Below are 19,991 nucleotides of genomic sequence, written 5' to 3' on the forward strand. Positions count from 1 at the left end.
GAAACCGCTGTTGCACACCGCCAGGCGCACGCGCCAGGTGTCTTCGCCCAGCGCCTGTGCGCGTGCCTGCAGCAGCTCCAGGCGCGGCAGCGAAAGCGCCAGCTGGTTCATCCACAGCGGGAACTGCTTGACCTCCTGCTCGCGCAGTTGCGGCGGCGGGTTGCGCCAGAAGTTCATCAGGTCCCAGCCGCCGATTTCCACCTCCCCCAGCTGCGGGTGCTGGAAGGGCTTCCAGTTGACGAAGGCGGTGTCGGGTCCGAGCGAATCGCTCCAGCGGATCAGCTTCAGGTCATGCTCGGCGGGGTGCTCGCGGTACCAGTCGATCCACTTGTAGTCGGTGATGCCGGCGGCCTTGTTCGGGCTCCACAGCTCCACCACCCAGAACAGTGCGCCCAGGTGCTCGTAGAACCACTGCTGGGTGCCGGTGATGACTTCCTTGGGGTGGTACTTGAACTCGTGCCAGGTGCTGATGGCCGGGTAGCCGGTGTGCTGCGTGCCCAGCTCGCTGAAGCGTTTGATGGACCAGAGGTCCTCGGGAATCATGTCGTCGTCGCTGCGCGTGCCGCAGCAGCGCAGGATCACGCCCGAGTGCGTGTGGTAGCTGATGGCCGCGCCGATGTTGGGGTGCTTGACGGCGAAATCCACCACGGCGCGCACCTCGGGCTCGCTGGTGGGGTAAGGGCCGGCACCCACCTGCTCGAACTCCTGGCGCCACTCGCTCGGGAAGTTGCGGTTCAGATCCAGGCCCTCGACATCCTTGTTGACGCGCACCTGGATGCCGTCGAAGCCCTGCACGAAGCCCTCGGGCATGACGCGGTAATAGGTGCCGCCGAACTCGCCCGGCGCGCGCGGGATCAGCACGCGCGGGTCGTCGGGGTGCTGGCGCCAGCCGCCGTTGGCGTCCTTGATGCGCATGCTCAGGATGCGACCGTCGCCATCGATGTCCTCGGGCGTCAGGCCATCCACCGGCGCTTCGTCATAGGGGTAGCGGCGCGTGCCCGAGCGCACATGGCGCGGGCGCTCGGCCAGGGCCAGCTCGGCGCCGTCCGGGCACAGGCGCGGAACCAGATAGATGGTGCGCGTGTCCAGCAGCCGGGTGATGGCGGCGTCGCTGCCATAGCCATTCAGCAGCTGGTGCAGGTAGTAAAGGCAGGCGGTGGAGGCCAGCAGCTCGGCGGCGTGGATGTTGCCGTCCACCCAGAGCGCCGGCTTGTCGGCGTGCGCGCCGGTGTCGTAGTTGGTCAGGGCCAGCAGCCAGATGTCGCGGCCCTCCTGGCTCTTGCCGATGGAGAACTTTTCCACCAGCCGCGGCCGCGCCGCCGCGTAGGCGTCCAGCAGCTCGCCCAGCTCGGCATGGTTGTAGAAGCGTTCGAAGCGTGGTTGCGGCAAGGGCGGCATGGCGGGAAGGGGAAACGCAAAGCGGGCGATTGTTGCGGCCCGGCGCGGTCGCGCCGAAGCGGCACAGCCCTGACGGGCGTGCAAAACGCCCGGCGCGACGCCCTCCAAGGGACTTTGCCAATGGCGTTCCCCCGGGCTTGGACAGGCCGGCACTCTGGCCTATAAGCTGGACTGGCCAGCAGCTGCGGCATCCCGCCGCCGCCCCGACCCGGGGAACATCGCCGCATGAACGCCGTGGACACACCGAACGAAGACGACTGGCTGATCGACGACAGCGACACCAGCAGCACCCAGACGCTGCCGCCCTGGCGCGTGCTCGTCGTGGACGACGAACCTGACGTGCACTCGGCCACCCGCCTGGCCCTGTCCAACGTGGTCTACAAGGAGCGCTCGGTACAGGTGCTCTCGGCCTACTCCGGCACCGAAGGCTTGATGATGCTGCGCCGCGAGGCCGACATCGCCCTGGTGCTGCTGGACGTGGTGATGGAGACCGAGGACGCCGGCCTGCGCCTGGCGCGCCAGATCCGCGAGGAGCTCAACAACCATCTGGTGCGCGTGGTGCTGCGCACCGGCCAGCCCGGCCAGGCGCCCGAGCGCGAGGTCGTGCTGCAGTACGACATCAACGACTACAAGAACAAGACCGAGCTGAGCAGCCAGAAGCTCTTCACCACCGTCATCAGCTCGCTGCGTGCCTACGAAGGCCTGAACATGATCGAGCGCAACCGCGCCGGTCTGGAACGCATCCTCGAAGCCTCGACCGATTTGTACCACGTGCGCTCGCTGCGCGAGTTCGCCTCCGGCGTGCTGAACCAGGTCAGCGCCATCCTGGACGTGGGCGCCGACGGCGTGCTGTGCGTGCTGCACGAAGCCGACCAGCCCAGCCCCAGCACCCCGGTGGTGGTGGCCGCCACCGGCGCCTATGCGCACATGGCCGACTCGCATACGCCCGAACTGGCTGCCCAGCCCTTCTGGAGCGCCGTGCAGCAAGCGTTTCGCGAGCGCCGCAGCAGCATCGATTCCCGCAGCGCCGCACTCTATGTGGGCACCCCCGAGCAGCACGAGTTCGTCGTGCTGGTCACTCCGCCCTTGCCGCTGGCCGAGCTGCAGCGCGAACTGCTGGAGACCTTCTGCGACAAGATCGGCTGGGCCTTTGACAACCTGCACGCGCTGGACGCCATGCGCCAGGCGCAGGGGCGCTTCGTGCAGGGCATTGCCGAGCTGTTCCAGGCGCTGCAAGGCGGAGATGCACGGCAACTGCCCGCCCGACTGGAGCCCTTGCTCGACCATCTGGCCCAGCAGGGCCTGGGCAGCATCGACGCCGCGCAGCTGCGCCAGCGCCTGCTGAAGGCCTGCGGCTAGCCCACCCTACTATCATTCCGCCCCTTTCTTCATTCACACCGTTTGGTGGAGCTCGTCATGGCCTCGGTCAACAAAGTCATCGTTCTCGGCAATCTGGGGCGCGACCCCGAACTGCGCTACACGCCCTCGGGCGCCGCCGTCTGCAATGTGTCCATCGCCACCACGCGCAACTGGAAGAGCAAGGACAGCGGCGAACGCCAGGAAGAGACCGAATGGCACCGCGTGGTCTTTTATGACCGTTTGGCCGAAATTGCCGGCGAATACCTGAAGAAGGGCCGCCCGGTGTATGTGGAAGGCCGCTTGAAGACCCGCAAGTGGCAGGACAAGGACGGCCGCGACAACTACACCACTGAGATCATTGCCGAGCAGATGCAACTGCTGGGCGGCCGTGAGGACGGCGGTGGTGGCGGCGGCGGTGGCTATGCCCGCGGCGGTGGCGACGACTATGGCCACGAGGCTCCGGCCGAGCGCCCGCAGCGGCCTGCCGCCCGCCCGGCGCCGCCTCAGCGCCCTGCGCCGGCACCTAAGCCCGCGAGCGGCTTCGACGACATGGACGACGACATTCCCTTCTGATGTTCCCCCGCAGTGCCGCCGCGCTTGCGGCCTGCGTGCTGGCGGCGGCCTGCAGCAGTTCAAGCCAGCGGGCCATTGAACCGGCCCGCCCGGTTGCCGCCGTGGCGGCCCAGTCGCCTGTGGCCCCCCACGCCCACCTCGCCCCACTCACCCCTCTGACGCCCCGGCCCGCCGCCAGCGCCACCGCAGTGCAGTTGGCGCCCCCCCGTTTTGAGGCCCAGGGCCACCAGCCGCGCTGGAGCCTGCGCCTGCAGGGGCAGGACGAGATCGTGTTCGAGGCCGAGGACGGCCTGCGCTTCCGCACCCAGACCCTGTTCACCCCGGACACCAGCCCAGGCGCGGCGGCCCTGGGCATTGAGGTGCAAGGGCACCCTGCCCTGCTGTCCGCGGAGCGGCGCCTGTGCCGCGACGCGCGGAGCGCCCAACCCCATCCCTGGCAGGTCAGCGTGACCTACCGGGGCAAGGTGTACCTGGGCTGCGGTGGTCGGCCGGCCACCTTGCTGGAAGGCGCAGCCTGGCAAGCCGATGCCCTGGATGGCGCGCCCTCGCTCAGCCCCAGGTTGAGCAGCCTCCAGTTCGAGCCCGACGGCCGCGTCAGCGGACGCACACCGTGCAACCGCTTTTCGGCGCGCTTTGACACCCGGGACGGCGGCCTGAGCCTGAGCGCACCGGCCAGTACGCGCATGGCCTGCCAGGAGCCGGCGCGCCAAGCCGAGGAGGCCGCCCTGCTGGCTTTCCTGCCGCAGGTGGCGCGCTTCGACTTCGAGCCCGGCGGCGACCTGCTGCTGCGCGCCGCCGACGGGCGGCGGCTGCGCCTGTCGCGCGCGGCGCGCTAGGAGTCTGCGCGGAAGAAGAGATCGAAGCGAAAGACCCGAGGCGAGCGGGCAATGGGTGTACGGATTCGAGGCGCGTACCCGTAGGTACGCAACGAGAAGCCGCACCCCAGTGCACGGTCGTTTCGGGGCTTGCAGCCGATTTCGTTCTGCCGCGCAGACTCCTAGATCTCGTCTTTCCCGCCTGCCGTCTCGCAGCGCTGGGTGGCCGGCACGCAGCGCGCACCCGGGTCCATCAGGGCGATGCAGGTGCCCAGCCGGCCGCTGGCCTGGTTCTCGGCCCGGCGCGCGGCGCGGTGCGCCTCGGCCAGTTGCTCCAGGCGCTCGGGCTTGGCGGTCAGCGTCGAATAGGGCAGGTACTGCTCCGGTCCGCCACAGGCGCGGCTGCCCACAGCCAGGGTGCGGCACTGCGCCGTTTCGGTGCAGCGTGGCACGCCGATCTCGCGCTCGATCTGGGCGCGCAGTTCCGCCGCCGTGGGGCTGACCGCTCCGGCCAGCACGATGAGATAAGCAGCCAGCGTCATCAGTGCAAACGCTCCACTTCGAAACCCTGGGCCTTGAGCAGGCCGGGCAGGGCTTGCGGTCCGCTCATGTGCAGCAGGCCCACGGCCGCCAGCACCGGCTTGCCCTTGCCATGCTCCTCCGCAATGCGGCGCGCCAGATGCGGGTTGCGGTCGTCGTTGAGCATCTTGTGGAAGGCGCGCTCCTCTTCACTGGGCTTGCACTGGCACAGGGTTTCGATGTCCCCCAGCAGCGCCAGGTCGCCCTCGACCCAGGCCTTGCCCAGGCGCTCCAGGGTGCGTGGGCTCTCGCCCTTCTCCAGGCCTTCCAGCGTCATGTGCAGCATGCGGCGGGCTTTGCTTTCTTCCTTGGGCAGCAGCACCGACATCTGCAGGCCGATGGTTTCCAGCGCCACGATGGGGCGCTGCAGGCTGCGGGCGGCACCCAGCAGGGCCATCTCCTGGCCGAAGGCCGGATCCAACCCGGCACGGCGGCCGGACAGCGCCACATAGGTCACCGCCTGCATCACCGGGTGCAGATGGGCCAGCGCCTGCGTGGGCACGCAGGCGGCCTTGGCCTGGGTGTCCAGGCGCTGCTGCTCTTCCGTGCTGAGCGGCAGCGGGGCGGCGCTGCGCTGGGCCTCGGCCATCTCGCGCTGGGTGTCGGGCGCGGTCACGTCCACCTCCACCGCCAGGACCTCGGTTTCGCGCAGGGCCTGGCGCAGGTTCGGGCCGGGGAATATCCAGTCCAGCTGGCCGACATGGGCCGTGCCGTACAGGTAGGAGGTGCGGCCGTCCTTCTTCAGCCTCCACAGCGCGCCGCGGTCGCGCGCCTTGGCCTGGCCCTGCTGCAGTTGATCGGGCGTGGGCGGGGCCGCCACCGGGGGGCAATCCTGGGCCAGGGCCTGCAGGGGGGGCACCCACAGCGCCAGCAGGGCGCACAGGGTGGACGCAAACAGTCGAACGCTCATCACATACCTCGGCAGGAACTGGGCGCAAGCCCGCAGGGGCCGAATCTTGCCTCGATAAACTGCCGCCCCATGCCTCCCAACCCGATTGCAACCGCGCGCGAAGCCCTGCGCATCGAGGCTCAGGCCCTGACGGCCCTGATTGACCGCATCGACGAGTCGATGGCGCGCGCCGTGCAGATCGTGCTGGCCAGCCGCGGCCGCGTCATCGTCATGGGCATGGGCAAGAGCGGGCATGTGGGGCGCAAGATCGCCGCCACCCTGGCCAGCACCGGCACGCCGGCCTTCTTCGTGCACCCGGCCGAAGCCAGCCATGGCGACCTGGGTATGGTGACCGCGCAGGACCTGGTGCTGGCCCTCTCCAACAGCGGCGAAAGCGATGAGCTGGCCGTCATCCTGCCCGTCATCAAGCGCCTGGGCGTGCAGCTGATCGCCATCACCGGCAACGCCCAGTCCACGCTGGCCCGCCATGCCGACTGCGTGCTCGACAGCCGCGTCGAGCAGGAGGCCTGCCCGCTGAACCTGGCCCCCACCGCCAGCACCACCGCGCAGATGGCGCTGGGCGACGCTCTGGCCGTGGCCCTGCTGGATGCGCGCGGCTTCCGCCCCGAGGACTTCGCGCGCTCCCACCCCGGCGGGGCGCTGGGGCGCAAGCTGCTCACGCACGTGAAGGACCTGATGCGCCAGGGCGAGGCCCTGCCCACCGTGGCGCCGGACACGCCCTTCACCGACATGATGAAGACCATGTCCGCCAAGACCCTGGGCTGCGCCGTGGTGGTGGATGGCAGCGGCGTCCTGCAGGGCATCTTCACGGACGGCGACCTGCGCCGCCTGATCGAGCGCGGCACCGACCTGCGCCCGCTGCGCGCGGCCGACGTGATGCACGCCCGGCCGCGGACCCTCCGCGCCGAGGCCCTGGCGGTGGATGCCGCCGACCTGATGGAGGAGGCGCGCATCACCGTGGTGCTGGTGGTCGATGAAGCCGGACGCCTGGTCGGCGCCATCAGCAGTAACGACCTGCTGCGCGCCAAGGTGATCTGAGTGAAACCCGTTCTTTCCTTTCCGCCCGAGCTGCTGCTCCTTGCCCAAGGCGAGGGCCCCGGCATGAAGGCCATGATCTTTGATGTGGACGGTGTGCTCACCGATGGCCGCATCTACATCGGCGAGCAGGGCGAGTCCTTCAAGGCCTTCAACACGCTCGACGGCCACGGCCTGAAGTCGCTGCAGCACGCCGGCATCGAGCCCATCGTCATCACCGGTCGCGACGCCCCTGGCGTGCGTCGGCGCATGGCCGATCTGGGCATCCGCCACGCGCTCTACGGCATCAAGGACAAGCTCGCTGCCGCGGAAGGCCTGCTGGCCGAGCTGGGCATCGCCTGGAGCGAAGTGGCCGCGATGGGCGACGACTGGCCCGACCTGCCGCTGCTGCTGCGCGCCGGCCTGGCCATCGCCCCACCCGGGGCGCATGCCGAGGTGCTGGCGGTGGCGCAGCACGTCACGCGTGCGGCGGCCGGCTACGGCGCGGCGCGGGAAGCCTGCGATTTGCTGTTGGTGGCCGCGGGGCAGTACGGCCGCATCTTTGCCGCGCATTGCCAGACGCTGGACGGGAAATGACCAGTCCGGCGCTGGCTCCCCTGGGCGCGGGCACACCGCGCCGCGCCCGCCAGTCCTGGGTCTGGCGCATCCAGACCTGGCTGTTCAACTACCTGCCCCTGGCCGTGCTGGCCCTGGGCGCACTGTTCACCACCTGGCTGGTGCGTCAGACCCCGCTGCCGCAGGGCCCCACCGAGGCCGTGCCGCTGCGCCATGTGCCCGACTACGAGATGCGCCAGTTCGAGCTGCTGCGCTACCTGCCCGACGGCCGCCAGCAGGCCTGGCTGCGCGGCGAACGCCTGCGCCATTACCCCGATGACGACCAGATCGAGGTCGACCAGCTGGAGCTGCGCATGCAGGACGAGCTGGGCCGCACCCTGCTGGTGACCGCCGCGCGCGGCCAGGGCCCCTCCAAAGGCGAGCGCCTGGTGCTCAGCGGCGCCGTACAAGTACGCCGCTTCGCGGTGGGCGCCGACCCGGGCAGCGCCGCCCCCGAGCTGGAACTGCGCACCGAAAAACTCACCGCCCTGGTGCCCGAGCGCCGCCTGCAAAGCGACGTGGCGGTGGATGCGCGCGCCCCGCGCCTGCAGCTGCAGGCCCAGGGCTTCGACTACCAGCATGCCAGCGGCCTGCTGCAGTTCCGCGGCCCCAGCCGCACCGTGATGCAGACCCTGCCCCGCCCATGACCCAGCGACTCGTCTTCATCACCGGCGCCTCCAGCGGCATCGGCCAGGCCCTGGCCCTGCACTACTACCGCGCCGGCTGGCGCCTGGCCCTGCAGGCCCGCCGCGTCGAGGTGGTGCAAGCCTGGGCGCAGGAACAGCAGCTCGACCCGTCGCGCTGGGCCGTCTATGGTGCCGATGTGGTCGATGCCGCCGCCTTCCAGCGCGCCGCCCAAGACTGCATCGCCCGCCAGGGCCTGCCCGACACAGTGATTGCCAGCGCGGGCGTCAGCATCGGCGTGGACACCGCCCTGGCCGAAGACCTGCCGGTGTTCAAGCAGGTGCTCGACACCAATGTCTACGGCACGGCGGTGAGCTTCCAGCCCTTCATCGAGCCCATGCGCCAGCGCGGCAGCGGCCGCCTGGTCGGCGTGGCCAGCGTGGCTGCCATCCGCGGTCTGGCGGGCCATGGCGCCTACTGCGCCAGCAAGGCCGGCGTGGTCAGCTACTGCGAGGCCCTGCGCATCGAATGCCGCGGCAGTGGCGTGCAGGTCGTCACCCTGGTGCCCGGCTACGTGGACACGCCGCTGACGCGCGTGAACAGCTACGCCATGCCCTTCCTGATGCCGGCCGATGCCTTTGCGGCCAAGGCCTTCCGCGCCATCGAGGCCGGTGTGAGCTACCGCGTCATCCCCTGGCAGATGGGCGTGGTGGCCAAGCTGATGCGCCTGCTGCCCAATGCCCTGTTCGACAAGCTGCTGAGCGGGCGCGGCCGCAAGCCGCGGGCCGAAGGTTGAGACAGATCAAGTCGCGCTAGGCCATCGGCCCGGCGGGACGGGCACACTCGGTTCCCGATCGGAGGGTCGCTAACCGGAGCGCGCGTGGCCATCAAGCGTCGGCACATCCTGCAGGGTCTGGGGTCGCTGGTCAGTCTGGCGGCCTGCGCACCCCCGCAGCGCCCGCTGCGGTTGGGCAGCATCGTCTTCCCCGGCTATGAGCCGCTGTTCCTGGCGCGCGAGCTGGGCTGGCTGGCGCCGGAGCGGGTGCGGCTGGTGGAGCTGATGTCCAACACCGACACCCTGCGGGCCCTGGCGGTCGGCCACCTGGACGCCGCCCAGCTCACGCTCGACGAGTTCCTGACCGCCGTGCACGACGGCGTGGAAATGCGCATTGTCAATGTGCTCGATCTCTCCGAGGGCGCAGACGCCGTGATGGCCCATCCGCAGCTGCCGGTGGGCGCCCCACTGGCCGGCAAGCGCATCGCCGTGGAAGAGAGCGCGGCCGGCGCGGTGATGCTGGCGAGCTTCCTGCATGCCCAGCAACTGCAGCCCGAGCAGCTGAAGCGTGTGCCCAGCACCCTGGTGGAATCCGTCGACCTGCTGCGCCGCGGCGAAGTGGATCTGGTGGTGAGCGCCGAGCCCTGGATCACCCAGCTCGAAGCCCAGGGCGCGCGGCGCCTGTTCGACAGCCGCGCCATCCCCTGGCGCATCGTGGATGTGCTGGCTGTGCGCAGCGATGCCCTGCCCCAGCACGCCGGCCATCTGGCTGCGGCCCTGAAGGCGCACTTCGACGCCCTGGCCCACTGGCAGCGCCAGCCCGAGGATGCCGCGCGGCGCACGGCGGCGCGCCTGCAGCTGGCCCCCGAGCAGGTGCCGCACGCCCTGCGCGGCCTGCGCCAGCCCGACGCGGCCACCGCACGCCGCTGGCTCAGCCCCGGCAGCCCGCTGCTGGAGCGCGCCCTGGCCCTGCAGGCCGTGATGCTCAAGGCCGGCCTGCTGCAACAGCCGCGCGAGTTGGCCGATCTGTTTGACACCCGCTTCCTGCCCACATGAGATTTCGGCTGCGCACCGTCATCCCCGTCCTGCTGCTGCTGGCCGTGGCCGCCGTGGTGCTGCAGTCCTATCTGCGGGCGGTGTCGGATGGCCGTACGGTGCTGCAGCAGCAGGCCGAGCGCGACGCCGGCGCCCTGGCCGACCGCCTGAGCCGCCTGGCCGAACGTCACGTTCCGGGCAATCTGCCCGAGATGGAGGCCGAGCTGACCCTCAGCGCCACCGATCTGCGCGCCGAGCGGGTGGTGCTGACGGACATGAAGCAGACCGTCATCGCCGCCAACCGCCTGGCCTGGCGGGGGCGGTCCCTGCGGGAGGTGTGGCCGGAGCTCGGCGCCGAGCGACTGGCCCGCCAGGAGCTCAACCACCAGCCCGATGTGCAGCTCTCGCCCGACGGCCTGAACCTGAGCGTGCTGATGCCCTACACCCCCCGGGCCACCGGCGCGGCGCTGCGCAACCAGCAGCACGGCCTGGTGGCGCTGAGCTTCGACCTGCGCCAGGAGGAAGCCGAGCTGCGCTACCTGAGCCAGCGCCGCGTGCTGACGCTTGGGGGGGCCACGGCGCTGGTGGTGGGTTTGCTGGCCTGGGCCCTGCGCCGCTATGTGAGCCAGCCGCTGGACCAGATGCGCGCCGCCAGCACCCACTTCATGGCCAACGAGGACCGCGTGCACCGCGTGCCCGAGCACGGTGCGGAGGAGTTGGCCACGCTGGCCCAGACGCTGAACCGGCTGCAGGAGAGCGTGCAGCGCTCGCGCGCGCAGCTGCGCGAAGGCGTGGCGCACTTCCAGGCGCTGGCCGATGCCGGCCGGCTGCTGGTCTGGCAGATCGACGCCAACCAACAGCTTGAGTACGCCAATGCCGTGCTGCGTCGCCTCAAGGGCTGGAGCGGCACCGAACTGCCGCCCGCCCCGCACTGGACCGAGGCCCTGGGGGTCTTGCCGGACCCCACCGTGCAGCAGCGGCTGGCCCAGCTGTGGGCGCAGCACAGCCCCTTCAGCATCGAGCTGCAGATGCTGGGCGCCAATGGCCAGCTCTGCTGGGTCCTGTGCGACGCCAGCCCGCGCCTGGACGACAGCGGGCGCTGTACCGGCTACCTGATGCAGGGGCTGGACAAGACCGAGCGCAAGCAAAAGGAGCTGGCGCTGATCCAGAGCGAGCAGCGCATGGCCTCGCTGATCGACGGCGCCATGGACGCCATCGTCTCGGCCGACGATCAACAGCGCATCCTGCTCTTCAACCCGGCGGCCGAGCGCATGTTCGGCTACCGCGCCACCGAGCTGCTGGGCCAGCCGCTGACGCTCCTGATGCCCGAGCGCACCCGCGCTCAGCACGGCGAGCGCATGCGCGGTCTGCCCCTGTCCTCCGGCCTGAGCGCCGCGCAGCGCGTGGCCGACAAGCGCCTGCGCGGCCTGCGTCGCGACGGCACCGAATTCCCCATCGAAGCCTCGCTTTCGCACATGGAAGTGGGCGGGCAGCACCTCTTCACCGCCATCCTGCGCGACGTGAGCGAGCGCGAACGCATGCAGGCCGAGCTGCATTCGCGCGAGGGCATCTTCACCGTCATTGCGGACCAGGCGCGCGAGTCCATCGTGCTGGTGGAACCGGACACCGGCCGCTTCCTGGAGTTCAACCGCTCCGCGCACCAGAACCTGGGCTACAGCGCGGCCGAGTTCGCCCAGATGGGCGTGGGCGACATCGTGCCCGAGGACCAGGCCGAGGCCCGCCTGGCGCGCCTGCCGCGCCTGGCCGGCAGCCAACCCACGGTGTTCGATGTGCAGCACCGGCACCGGGACGGCACGCTGCGCGACGTGCGCATCAGTGCACAGGGCGTGCAGGTGCGTGGCCGCCTGCTGCTGGCCGCCATCTGGACCGATGTGACCGAGGAGCGCGCGCAGGCCCGTGAGCTGGAGGCCTACCGCACACGCTTGCAGGCCCTGGTGGAAGAACGCACCGCCCAGCTGCAGGAGGCCACCGCGGGCCTGCAGCTCAGCAACGAGCAGCTCGCCACCCTGTTCGACGCCGCGCCGGTGGGCATCGTGCTGCTGCAGGAGCGCGTGGTGATGCGCTGCAACCGCCGGCTGGAGCAACTGCTCGGCGTGGCGCCGGGCGCCCTGCTGGGCCAGACCACACGGGTCTGGTACGCCGACGAAGCGGCCGATGCTGCGGGCGGCGAACCCGTGTACGCCGTGCTGCGCCGGGGCGAGCGGCACAGCCGCGAGCAGCAGCTGAAGCGACAGGACGGCACGTTGTTCTGGGCCCGCCTGACCGGCCAGTTCCTGGACGCCGAGCACCCCGAGAAGGGCGCCCTCTTCATCATCGAAGACATCGAGCAGGAGCACGCCGCCGCCGAGGCCCTGCAGCAGGCCAAGGACATCGCCGAGTCAGCCGCGCGCATGAAGTCGGAGTTCCTGGCCAACATGAGCCACGAGATCCGCACGCCGCTGAATGCCGTGCTCGGCATGGCCCACCTGGCGCTGCGCACCTCGCTAACGCCCAAGCAACGCGGCTACCTGGGCAGCATCCAGAGCGCTGGCCAGCACCTGCTGGGCCTGCTGAACGACATCCTCGACCTGAGCAAGATCGAGGCCGGCAAGCTGGAGCTGGAGCAGCGCCCCTTTGCCCTGGATGAGGTGCTGGGCAACCTGCGCAACCTGATCGCCGGGCGCGCCAGTGCCAAGGGCCTGAGCCTGCTGTTCGACGTCGACCCCGAGGTGCCGGCCTACCTGATGGGCGACGCGCTGCGCCTGGGCCAGGTGCTCATCAACTACGGCAACAACGCCGTCAAGTTCACCGAGCACGGCGAGATTGCCGTGCGCGTGCGCTGCCAGGCCCGCGAGCCCGGGCGCGTGCGCCTGCACTTTGCGGTGCAGGACACCGGCATCGGCCTGAGCCCGGAGCAGCGCGGCCAGCTCTTCCAGGCCTTCCAGCAGGCCGACACCTCGACCACCCGCAAGTACGGCGGCACGGGTCTGGGCCTGTCCATCGCCAAACGCCTGGCCGACCTGATGGACGGCGAGGTGGGCGTGGACAGCCAGCCGGGGGCCGGCAGCACCTTCTGGTTCAGCGCCTGGTTCGCCGAGGCCCATGGGCCGGCTGGCCGCACCCGGCCCGAGCTGCAAGGCCTGCGCGCACTGGTGGCGGTGGACAACGCGGCGCTGCGCAGCGCGCTGTGCCGGCAGCTGCACAACTGGGGCCTGCTGGCCTTGCCCGCGGCCACTGCGGACGAGCTGCTGAACCTGGCGCGCCAGGCCCCCGCACCGCGCTGGGTGCTGCTGGACCGGCAGTTGCAAGGCCGCAGCGGCGCCGAGCTGGCCACCGCCGTGCGGGCGCTGGACCTGCACCCGGCCCCGCAGCTGGTGCTGCTGATGGACCCGGACGCCGACCCGCAGGACACGGGCAGCTTGCCGGCGGGCTGCGCCGAGCTGATCAAGCCGCCCACGCCGTCCGACCTGCTCGACCTGCTGGTCTCCAGCCTGGGCGCGGCCCCGTCCGTGGCGCCCGCGCCCGCCAGCGGCCGCTGGGCCGAGGGGCGCCGCGTGCTGCTGGTGGAAGACAACGCCATCAACCGCCAGGTGGCGCAGGAGATGCTGGAAGACATCGGCTGCACCGTGGTGGGGGCCGAGCAGGGCGAGCAGGCGCTGCAGCTGCTGGCCAGCCAGCCCGCCTTCGACCTGGTGTTCATGGACATGCAGATGCCGGTGATGGATGGCCTGGAGGCCACGCGGCGCCTGCGCCAGAACCCCCAGTGGCGCGAGCTGCCGGTGCTGGCCATGACCGCCAACGCCCTCGCCCAGGACCGCGACGCCTGCCTGGCCGCCGGCATGAACGGTTTCCTCACCAAGCCCATCGATCCGGCGGCGCTCTACCAGGCGCTGCGGCGCTGGTTGCCGGCGGCGGTGGATGCACTCGCAGTGCAGGAGCGCACCGGAGAGGACCCCACTCCAGCAGTCAGCGAGGAACGCGGCGAACCCGCTGCCCTCAGCGATGTGCCGCTCGACCGTGCGCGCGGCCTGCGGGCCTGCCTGGGGCGCAGCGCGCTCTACACGCAGTTGCTGGAGCAGTTCGCCGCCCAGCAGCAGGGTGCGGCCGAGCGCCTGCAGCAGGCCTGGCAGGCCGGCCGGCGGGACGAATCCGTGCGCGGCGCCCACAGCCTCAAGGGCATGGCAGCACAGCTGGGGGCGGCCCCGCTGGCACGCGCGGCCGGCGCACTGGAGCAGTTGCTGCAGGCCGACGCCCCCTCGGACGCAATCGCACCGTGGCCCGCGGAAGCCGGCGACTCCCTGCGTGAGCGCCTGGCCGAGGTGCTGCAGGCCATCGGCACGCCCCACGCTGCAGTGGCCGCCACGGCCGACACGGCAGGCAGCCCCGTGCCGGCCGAGCAGATCGCCCCCGCGCTGGCCGGCCTGCGCGAACGCCTGGAGCAGGGCGACCCCGACGCCCTGGATTGGCTGGACCACCACAGCGCCGCGCTGCAGGCCGGCCTGGGCAGCCGCTTCGAGGCCGTGCGGGCCGCCTGCCAGGAATTCGATTTCGACCGGGCCCTGCGCCAGTGGCCCGCCCCAGGAGACCTTGCATGACGCCCAGCCCAGAAGCCCTCAGCCGCCGCCCCGCCGTGCTGGTGGTGGACGACACACCGCAGAACCTCGCCTTGATGAGCGAGCTGCTGCGGCCGCACTACCGCGTCAGCGTGGCCAACCATGGTGAACGCGCCCTGCACCTGCTGCAACACGGCGCGCTGCCCGATCTGATCCTGCTCGACATCATGATGCCGGGCATCGATGGCTACGAGGTGCTGCGCCGCCTGCGTGCCGACGCGCGCACCCGCCACATCCCGGTGATCTTCCTGACCGCCAAGGCCGAGGTGGAGGACGAGGCCGAGGGCCTGGCGCTGGGCGCGCAGGACTACATCACCAAGCCCATCTGCGCCCCCATCGTGCTGGCGCGCGTGCGCACCCAGCTGGAGCTCAAGGCCGCCGCCGACTTCCTGCGCGACCAGGCTGACTACCTGCAGGCCGAGGTGGCGCGGCGCACCCACCGCATCGAGGCGATCCAGGACATCACCGTGCTGGCGATGGCCTCGATGGCCGAGACGCGCGACAACGAAACCGGCAACCACATCCTGCGCACGCAGCGCTATGTGCGCTGCCTGGCCGAGCGCCTGGCGCAGAACGAGCGCTTTGCCGCCGCGCTCACGCCCGAGGCCATCCAGCTGCTGTTCAAGTCCGCCCCGCTGCACGACATCGGCAAGGTTGGCATCCCCGACCCCATCCTGCTCAAGCCCGGCAAGCTCACGCCCGAGGAGTTCGAGATCATGAAGACCCACACGACGATCGGCTACGAATCGATCGTGCGGGCCGAGCGGGCGCTGGGCGAGGACCTCGACTTCCTGGCCTTTGCGAAGGAGATCGCCCTCTCGCACCAGGAGAAGTGGGACGGCAGCGGCTACCCGCAGGGCCTGGCGGGCACGGCCATTCCGCTCTCGGCGCGGCTGATGGCGGTGGCCGATGTGTACGACGCGCTGATCAGCAAGCGCGTCTACAAGCCCGCCTTCAGCCACGAGGAGGCCCTGGACGTGCTGCGCAAAGGGCGCGGCACGCACTTCGACCCCGATGTGCTGGACGCCTTCCTGGACGTGGCCGAACAGTTCCGCGCCATCGCCGCGAGCTTCTCGGACGACTGAGCACGAGCCCCTGCTGCAGTGGCTGAGCGCTTGGCCAAAAGTCAGCTTGGCAGCGCGAATCGACCTCACTACACTGCGCGCCTTCCTCAAACCGGGCCACCCCCGCAAGGCCCATGGAGGGTGAGATGAAGGTGCTGCATCCCTGCTAACTGAAGCCGAAGACCGCCGCCCTGGTGGGCTCTTCGGTTCTCGCTGCCGCGCGCCGCGCTTGCGCCCGGCCACCTGCATCCATTGGCCCCTTGCGGGCCCCGCCCTCATGCGATTTCTTGCCCTGGCTGCGCTGCTGTCGTGCAGCGCCATGGCCGCCCCTGCCCTGCCCCATTTGCCCACCCACGCGCTGGGCCCTGCCACCCCGCCGCGCATCGACGGCCGCCTCGACGACGCCGTCTGGCAGACGGCCCCCACCTTCGAGGCCTTCCAGCGCTTCCGCCCCGACAGCGCCCCCGATGCCGGCCCCTACCGCACCGCCGTGCAGATCCTGGTCACGCCCGATGCGCTGATCTTTGCCCTCCGCGCCTGGGACCCGGAGCCCGCGCAGATCCGCGCCCCGCTGGCGCGGCGCGACCAGATCTACCCGGATCAGGACGCCATCACGCTCTGGATCGACCCGAACGGCCGCCAGCAGGTGGCGCAGTTCGTGCGCGTCAATGCCAGCGGATCGCTGGCCGATGGCCTCTACAGCGCCGCCGCTGACGAAGAGGACGCCGCGCCCGATTACCTGGATGTGGAGGCCGCGGCGCAGCGCCTGCCCGATGGCTACAGCATCGAGATCCGCTGGCCGCTGGCCTCGCTGCGCTACCCGCTGGATGGCCAGTTGCCCTGGCGCCTGATGGTGAGCCGGCGCGTGCCGCGCGACACCATGCTGACCTTCACCAGCGTGCCGCTGACGCGCGATCACCCGCACTTGCTGGCCCTGCTGCAGACCCTGGACCGCCCGGAGGCCCTGCAGCAAGGCTTGGCCCAGGCCCAGCACCGCGTGCTGCGCAGCGAGCTGACCGTGCGCCATGGCGAGCCGCAGCGCGCCAGCCCGCGCGCCAACCTGGGGCTGGAGGCGCAATGGCGCCCGCGCGCCGACTGGGTGCTGGACGCCACCGTGCGGCCGGACTTCTCGCAGGTGGACCTGGACGACCCGCAGCTGGCCGGTAACACGCGCTTCGCGCTCTTCGTGCCCGAGAAGCGTGCCTTCTTTCTGGAAAGCAGCGATGTGCTGGGCCAGGTGATGCCAGACAACTGGGGCGTGGCGCGTGGCCTGCTGGCCTTCTACTCACGCACCGTCACCAACCCGCGCTGGGGCCTGCGCGCCACCTGGCGCGGCACCGAGGCCGAGGCCACCGCCCTGGCCTTGCAGGACGCCGGCGGCGGCCTGCGCCTGCGCCCCGGGCCCTTCGGCACCGAGAGCGTGGACGAGGACCGGCGCTCGCGCCTGCTGTTCGCCCGCCACCGCAGCCAGTTGCATGAAGACTGGGCGCTGGCCGGCCTGGTGTCGCTGCGCGAGTGGGAGGACGGCGCACGCAGCAGCGTGCTGGGGCTGGACTTCCAGGGCGAGCCCGGCGAAGCCGAGCAGTGGCGCGGGCACCTGCTGTTCAGCCGCGAGCAAGAAGCTGGCCGCGCCCGCGACGGCCATGCCGGCTGGCTCTCGTGGCGGCACCGCGGCGAGGGCTGGCGCTGGCAGGCCGACTGGGAGCGCCTCTCACCGCGCTTTACCAACGACAACGGCTTCGTGCCGCAGGCGGGCATCGAGCGCCGCTCGGTTGAGTTTCTGCTGCCCCACCACCTCGACGACGGCGGCCCCATCCTGAGCTGGGAGGCGATGCTGCGCCTGCAAGACGTGCAGGCCCTGCGCGACCCGGAGCAGCAGGTGCAGCGGCGCCAGGCCATCGGCCAGGCGGTGCAACCCGGCTTCTGGCTGCTCGGACCGCTCAGCACCGAAGTTTTCGGGCATGTGAACCTGCAGCGCCAGCGCGCCCAGGCGCAGGGCCGGCTGCACCGCCCGAACAGCCTGTTGCTCGGCCTGGACAGCCACCCCGGCCCACGCTGGACCTATGTGCACCTGGAGCTGGAATGGGGCGAGCGCCTGGATGTGGAGGCCGACCGCGTGGGGCGCGGCCACATGCTCTCCAGCCAACTCACGCTGCGCGAGCGCTTGCCCGCCTGGCTGGGCGGCTGGGAGTTCGAGGCCGAGCAGCGCTGGGGCTTTGGCACCGTGCGTGCGCCGAACGGCGGACGGGCGCTACGCGAGGCACAGGCGCAGACCAAGCTGCTGCTGTACTTCAGCCCCGAGCAGGCGCTGCGCCTGCTGCACCAGCGCGGCCGCACCGTGCGCACGGCTGAACCCGGGCTGGCGGGCGGGCGCGAGGCGCACGAGGTGAGCACCCTGACCTGGCTGGCGCGCGCCGGTGCGCTGCGGGGCTGGAGCGTGGGCGCGAACTGGTCGCGCAAGGCGCAGAGCGCGCCGCGGCAGCGCGAGCTGTTCGTCAAATTCCAGCAGGGCTGGGATTTGTAAACGCAGAAAGCACAAGGCCCGCCGAGGCGGGCCTTGTGGACTCAGTTCAGTGAACCGGGTCGGGCAGGGCTTCAGTAGCCGCCGCGGTCGTTGCCGCCGCGATAGCCACCACCGCCACCACCACCACCGCCGCCCGGGCCGCGGCCGTAGGGGCTGGCGAAGCCAGCCGGACGGGCTTCACGCGGGCGTGCCACGTTCACCACGGCCGGACGGCCTTCGAGGGCCTGGCCATTCATGCCGTTGATGGCGGCTTGCGCCTCCGCGTCGGTGGCCATCTCGACAAAGCCGAAGCCCTTCGAGCGACCGGTTTCGCGATCCATCATGACCTTGGCCGAGTTCACGGTGCCAAAGCGGGCGAAGGCTTGTTGCAGGGATTCGTCGCGCACGCTGTAAGCGAGGTTACCGACGTAGAGCTTGTTGTTCATGGGGAGGCCCCTTAACCAGATACAAAGAAACAGAGAAACCGCAAGGAGCCTCAACCCATCAACACCTACCAACGAATCAATGCGTCCCAACCGGCAAAGCCATTATTCCGGCGGCTTGTGACGGGATTCGCGTGGCAACCCGAGCTTGTTGCTTTTTTATGCCCAGAGAAAACCCGCAATCCCCATGAGGGACCTGCTTTCGACCCCGGTTCGCATCGCCAGCCTGGTGCCTTCGGCCACCGAGTTGCTGTGCGCCTTGGGCCTGCGGCCCTGGCTGGTGGCGCGCACCGGCTTCTGCATCCACCCGCGTGAACAGGTGGCCGACCTGCCCAAGGTGGGCGGCACCAAGGACGTGAACCTGGCGCGCCTGCTGGCCCTGCAGCCCAGCCATGTGGTGCTGAACGTGGACGAGAACCTGCGCGAGCTGGCCGACGCCTTGCGCCAGCAGGCGCCGCAGACCGAGCTCATCGTCACCCACCCCTGCGGACCGGAGGACGTGCCGGCGCTGATCCGGCAGCTCAGCACACCCTTTGCCGCCCAGCACGGGGTGGGTGCGCGCGCCGAGGCGCTGCAGGCCGATCTAAGCCAGGCCCTGGTGGAAACGCCATCAACAGCAACCCGAAGCGTGCTTTACCTGATATGGCGCCAACCCTGGATGACGGTGGCGCGCGACACCTACATCGCCCGATTGCTGGCGCATGCGGGCTGGCGCACCGAACCGGCCGTCGAAGGCGGCGCCAGCGGTGCGGCGCGCTACCCGGAACTGGCGGCGGACGCCCCGCTGTGGCGGCTGGTGAATGAAGTCTGGCTTTCCAGCGAGCCCTATCGCTTTGGCGAAGCGCACCTGGCCGAGGTGCAGACCCTGGCGCCGCAGGCGCGCGTGCGCCTGGTGGATGGCGAGCTGTGCAGCTGGTGGGGCGCGCGCACGGCCGCGGGTCTGCGCTATCTGCGTGCCCTGCAGGCGCCTTGAGAATCGCCGCCCATGGACATCTTCAAACCCCTGGTCGCCCTGCTGGCGATGGTCAACCCGATCGGCGTGATTCCCTTCTTCATCGCCTTCACGCAGGAGTTCGACCGCACACAGCGCAAGCAGACGATCCGCATCGCGGCCTTCACCTGCTTTGCGGTGGTCAGCCTCTCGGCGCTGCTGGGCCTGCGCATCATCGAGTTCTTCAGCATCTCGATCGCCAGCTTCCAGGTCGGCGGCGGCACCCTGCTGCTGATCAACGCGCTGAGCATGCTGAACGCCAAGCCGGCCGAGGGCGGCACGGTGAGCGCCCCCGACGCCGGCGCCAACATCGCCGTCGTGCCGCTGGCGATTCCGCTGCTCACTGGCCCGGCCACCATTTCCACCATGGTCATCTACGCACAGAAGACCCAGCACTGGTGGCAGCAGGCGGTGTTCGTGGGTTACGGCCTGGTGGTGGCGGCCTTCGTGTGGCTGTGCTTCAGCGCGGCCGGGCGCATTGCCAAGGTGCTGGGCAGCACGGGCATCAACATCATGACGCGGCTGATGGGCCTGATCCTGGCCGCGCTGGCGGTGGAGCTGCTGGCCAGCGGCCTCATTGATCTGTTCCCCATCCTGGGCCTGACGAAGCTCAAATGATGCGCCCCCAGTCTCCCTGCGGTCGCCGCCCCCCGAGAGGGCACGCCGGCCCTCCGGGCGGC

Annotated in this window: 16 protein-coding genes and 1 pseudogene; 13 read left to right on the forward strand and 4 right to left on the reverse strand. The window is 70.5% G+C overall.

From position 1 onward, the window contains the following. The coding region (locus ACE3QP_RS18145) for a M14 family metallopeptidase (protein ID WP_374437947.1) at positions 1-1,398 on the reverse strand (1,398 nt) is incomplete at its 3' end. 225 nt (positions 1,399-1,623) lie between these two features. Here ACE3QP_RS18145 and ACE3QP_RS18150 point away from each other — a divergent pair. Genes ACE3QP_RS18150 through ACE3QP_RS18160 form a run of 3 tightly spaced genes read left to right on the forward strand, consistent with a single transcriptional unit; the run spans position 1,624 to position 4,166 of the window. Then, positions 1,624-2,757 (forward strand): DUF3369 domain-containing protein, encoded by a 1,134-nt coding sequence (locus tag ACE3QP_RS18150; RefSeq protein WP_374437949.1) that lies wholly within the window; start codon positions 1,624-1,626, stop codon positions 2,755-2,757. 57 nt (positions 2,758-2,814) lie between these two features. Further along, positions 2,815-3,330, forward strand: a complete 516-nt coding sequence (ssb, locus tag ACE3QP_RS18155) for a single-stranded DNA-binding protein (protein WP_374437950.1) — start codon at positions 2,815-2,817, stop codon at positions 3,328-3,330. Next, entirely contained in the window at positions 3,330-4,166 is an 837-nt protein-coding gene (locus ACE3QP_RS18160; RefSeq protein ID WP_374437952.1) for an META domain-containing protein, read from the forward strand. The genes ssb and ACE3QP_RS18160 overlap by 1 nt, the downstream gene beginning before the upstream one ends. A 161-nt stretch (positions 4,167-4,327) precedes the next feature. On the opposite strand, the gene ACE3QP_RS18165 is transcribed toward ACE3QP_RS18160, so the two are convergent. Further along, positions 4,328-4,687 carry a hypothetical protein gene (locus ACE3QP_RS18165; RefSeq protein ID WP_374437953.1) on the reverse strand — a complete coding sequence of 120 codons (360 nt, stop codon included), beginning with the start codon at positions 4,685-4,687 and terminating at the stop codon, positions 4,328-4,330. Further along, a complete protein-coding gene (locus ACE3QP_RS18170; RefSeq protein WP_374437954.1) occupies positions 4,687-5,634 on the reverse strand; it encodes a TraB/GumN family protein in 948 nt (315 codons plus the stop codon). Before ACE3QP_RS18170 ends, ACE3QP_RS18165 begins: the two co-directional genes overlap by 1 nt. Positions 5,635-5,703: 69 nt before the next feature. Between ACE3QP_RS18170 and ACE3QP_RS18175 the strand changes: the two genes are divergently transcribed. From ACE3QP_RS18175 to ACE3QP_RS18210, 8 genes are all read left to right on the forward strand, one after another. Then, on the forward strand, positions 5,704-6,672 hold the full coding sequence (locus ACE3QP_RS18175; RefSeq protein ID WP_374437956.1) for an SIS domain-containing protein: 969 nt from the start codon (positions 5,704-5,706) through the stop codon (positions 6,670-6,672). Beyond that, positions 6,673-7,245: a KdsC family phosphatase gene (locus ACE3QP_RS18180; protein WP_374437958.1), complete on the forward strand. Its 573-nt coding sequence runs from the start codon at positions 6,673-6,675 to the stop codon at positions 7,243-7,245. Continuing rightward, positions 7,242-7,910 carry an LPS export ABC transporter periplasmic protein LptC gene (gene lptC / locus ACE3QP_RS18185; RefSeq protein WP_374437960.1) on the forward strand — a complete coding sequence of 223 codons (669 nt, stop codon included), beginning with the start codon at positions 7,242-7,244 and terminating at the stop codon, positions 7,908-7,910. The genes ACE3QP_RS18180 and lptC overlap by 4 nt, the downstream gene beginning before the upstream one ends. Further along, complete coding sequence (locus ACE3QP_RS18190) at positions 7,907-8,683, forward strand: SDR family oxidoreductase (protein WP_374437962.1); 777 nt, start codon at positions 7,907-7,909, stop codon at positions 8,681-8,683. Before lptC ends, ACE3QP_RS18190 begins: the two co-directional genes overlap by 4 nt. Before the next feature lie 84 nt (positions 8,684-8,767). Continuing rightward, entirely contained in the window at positions 8,768-9,718 is a 951-nt protein-coding gene (locus tag ACE3QP_RS18195) for an ABC transporter substrate-binding protein (protein WP_374437964.1), read from the forward strand. Next, on the forward strand, positions 9,715-14,292 hold the full coding sequence (locus tag ACE3QP_RS18200; RefSeq protein WP_374437966.1) for a PAS domain S-box protein: 4,578 nt from the start codon (positions 9,715-9,717) through the stop codon (positions 14,290-14,292). Before ACE3QP_RS18195 ends, ACE3QP_RS18200 begins: the two co-directional genes overlap by 4 nt. Next, the gene (locus ACE3QP_RS18205) at positions 14,289-15,395 is read left to right on the forward strand and encodes an HD-GYP domain-containing protein (protein WP_374437968.1); all 1,107 of its coding nucleotides are present in this window, start codon (positions 14,289-14,291) and stop codon (positions 15,393-15,395) included. Before ACE3QP_RS18200 ends, ACE3QP_RS18205 begins: the two co-directional genes overlap by 4 nt. Before the next feature lie 256 nt (positions 15,396-15,651). Beyond that, positions 15,652-17,898, forward strand: a complete 2,247-nt coding sequence (locus tag ACE3QP_RS18210; protein WP_374437970.1) for a hypothetical protein — start codon at positions 15,652-15,654, stop codon at positions 17,896-17,898. A gap of 74 nt (positions 17,899-17,972) precedes the next feature. Here ACE3QP_RS18210 and ACE3QP_RS18215 read toward each other — a convergent pair. After that, positions 17,973-18,323 (reverse strand): annotated as a pseudogene (locus tag ACE3QP_RS18215) (RNA recognition motif domain-containing protein); the annotation flags it as partial. A 184-nt stretch (positions 18,324-18,507) separates the two neighbouring features. Between ACE3QP_RS18215 and ACE3QP_RS18220 the strand changes: the two are divergent. Both ACE3QP_RS18220 and ACE3QP_RS18225 read left to right on the forward strand, forming a co-directional pair. Continuing rightward, on the forward strand, positions 18,508-19,293 hold the full coding sequence (locus ACE3QP_RS18220) for a helical backbone metal receptor (protein ID WP_374437971.1): 786 nt from the start codon (positions 18,508-18,510) through the stop codon (positions 19,291-19,293). Between the two features lie 12 nt (positions 19,294-19,305). Beyond that, on the forward strand, positions 19,306-19,929 hold the full coding sequence (locus ACE3QP_RS18225; protein WP_374437973.1) for a MarC family protein: 624 nt from the start codon (positions 19,306-19,308) through the stop codon (positions 19,927-19,929). The last annotated feature ends 62 nt before the right edge of the window (positions 19,930-19,991 follow it).

Origin of the sequence: Inhella sp. (assembly GCF_041912635.1) — a bacterium.
Taxonomy (GTDB): Bacteria; Pseudomonadota; Gammaproteobacteria; order Burkholderiales; family Burkholderiaceae_C; genus Inhella.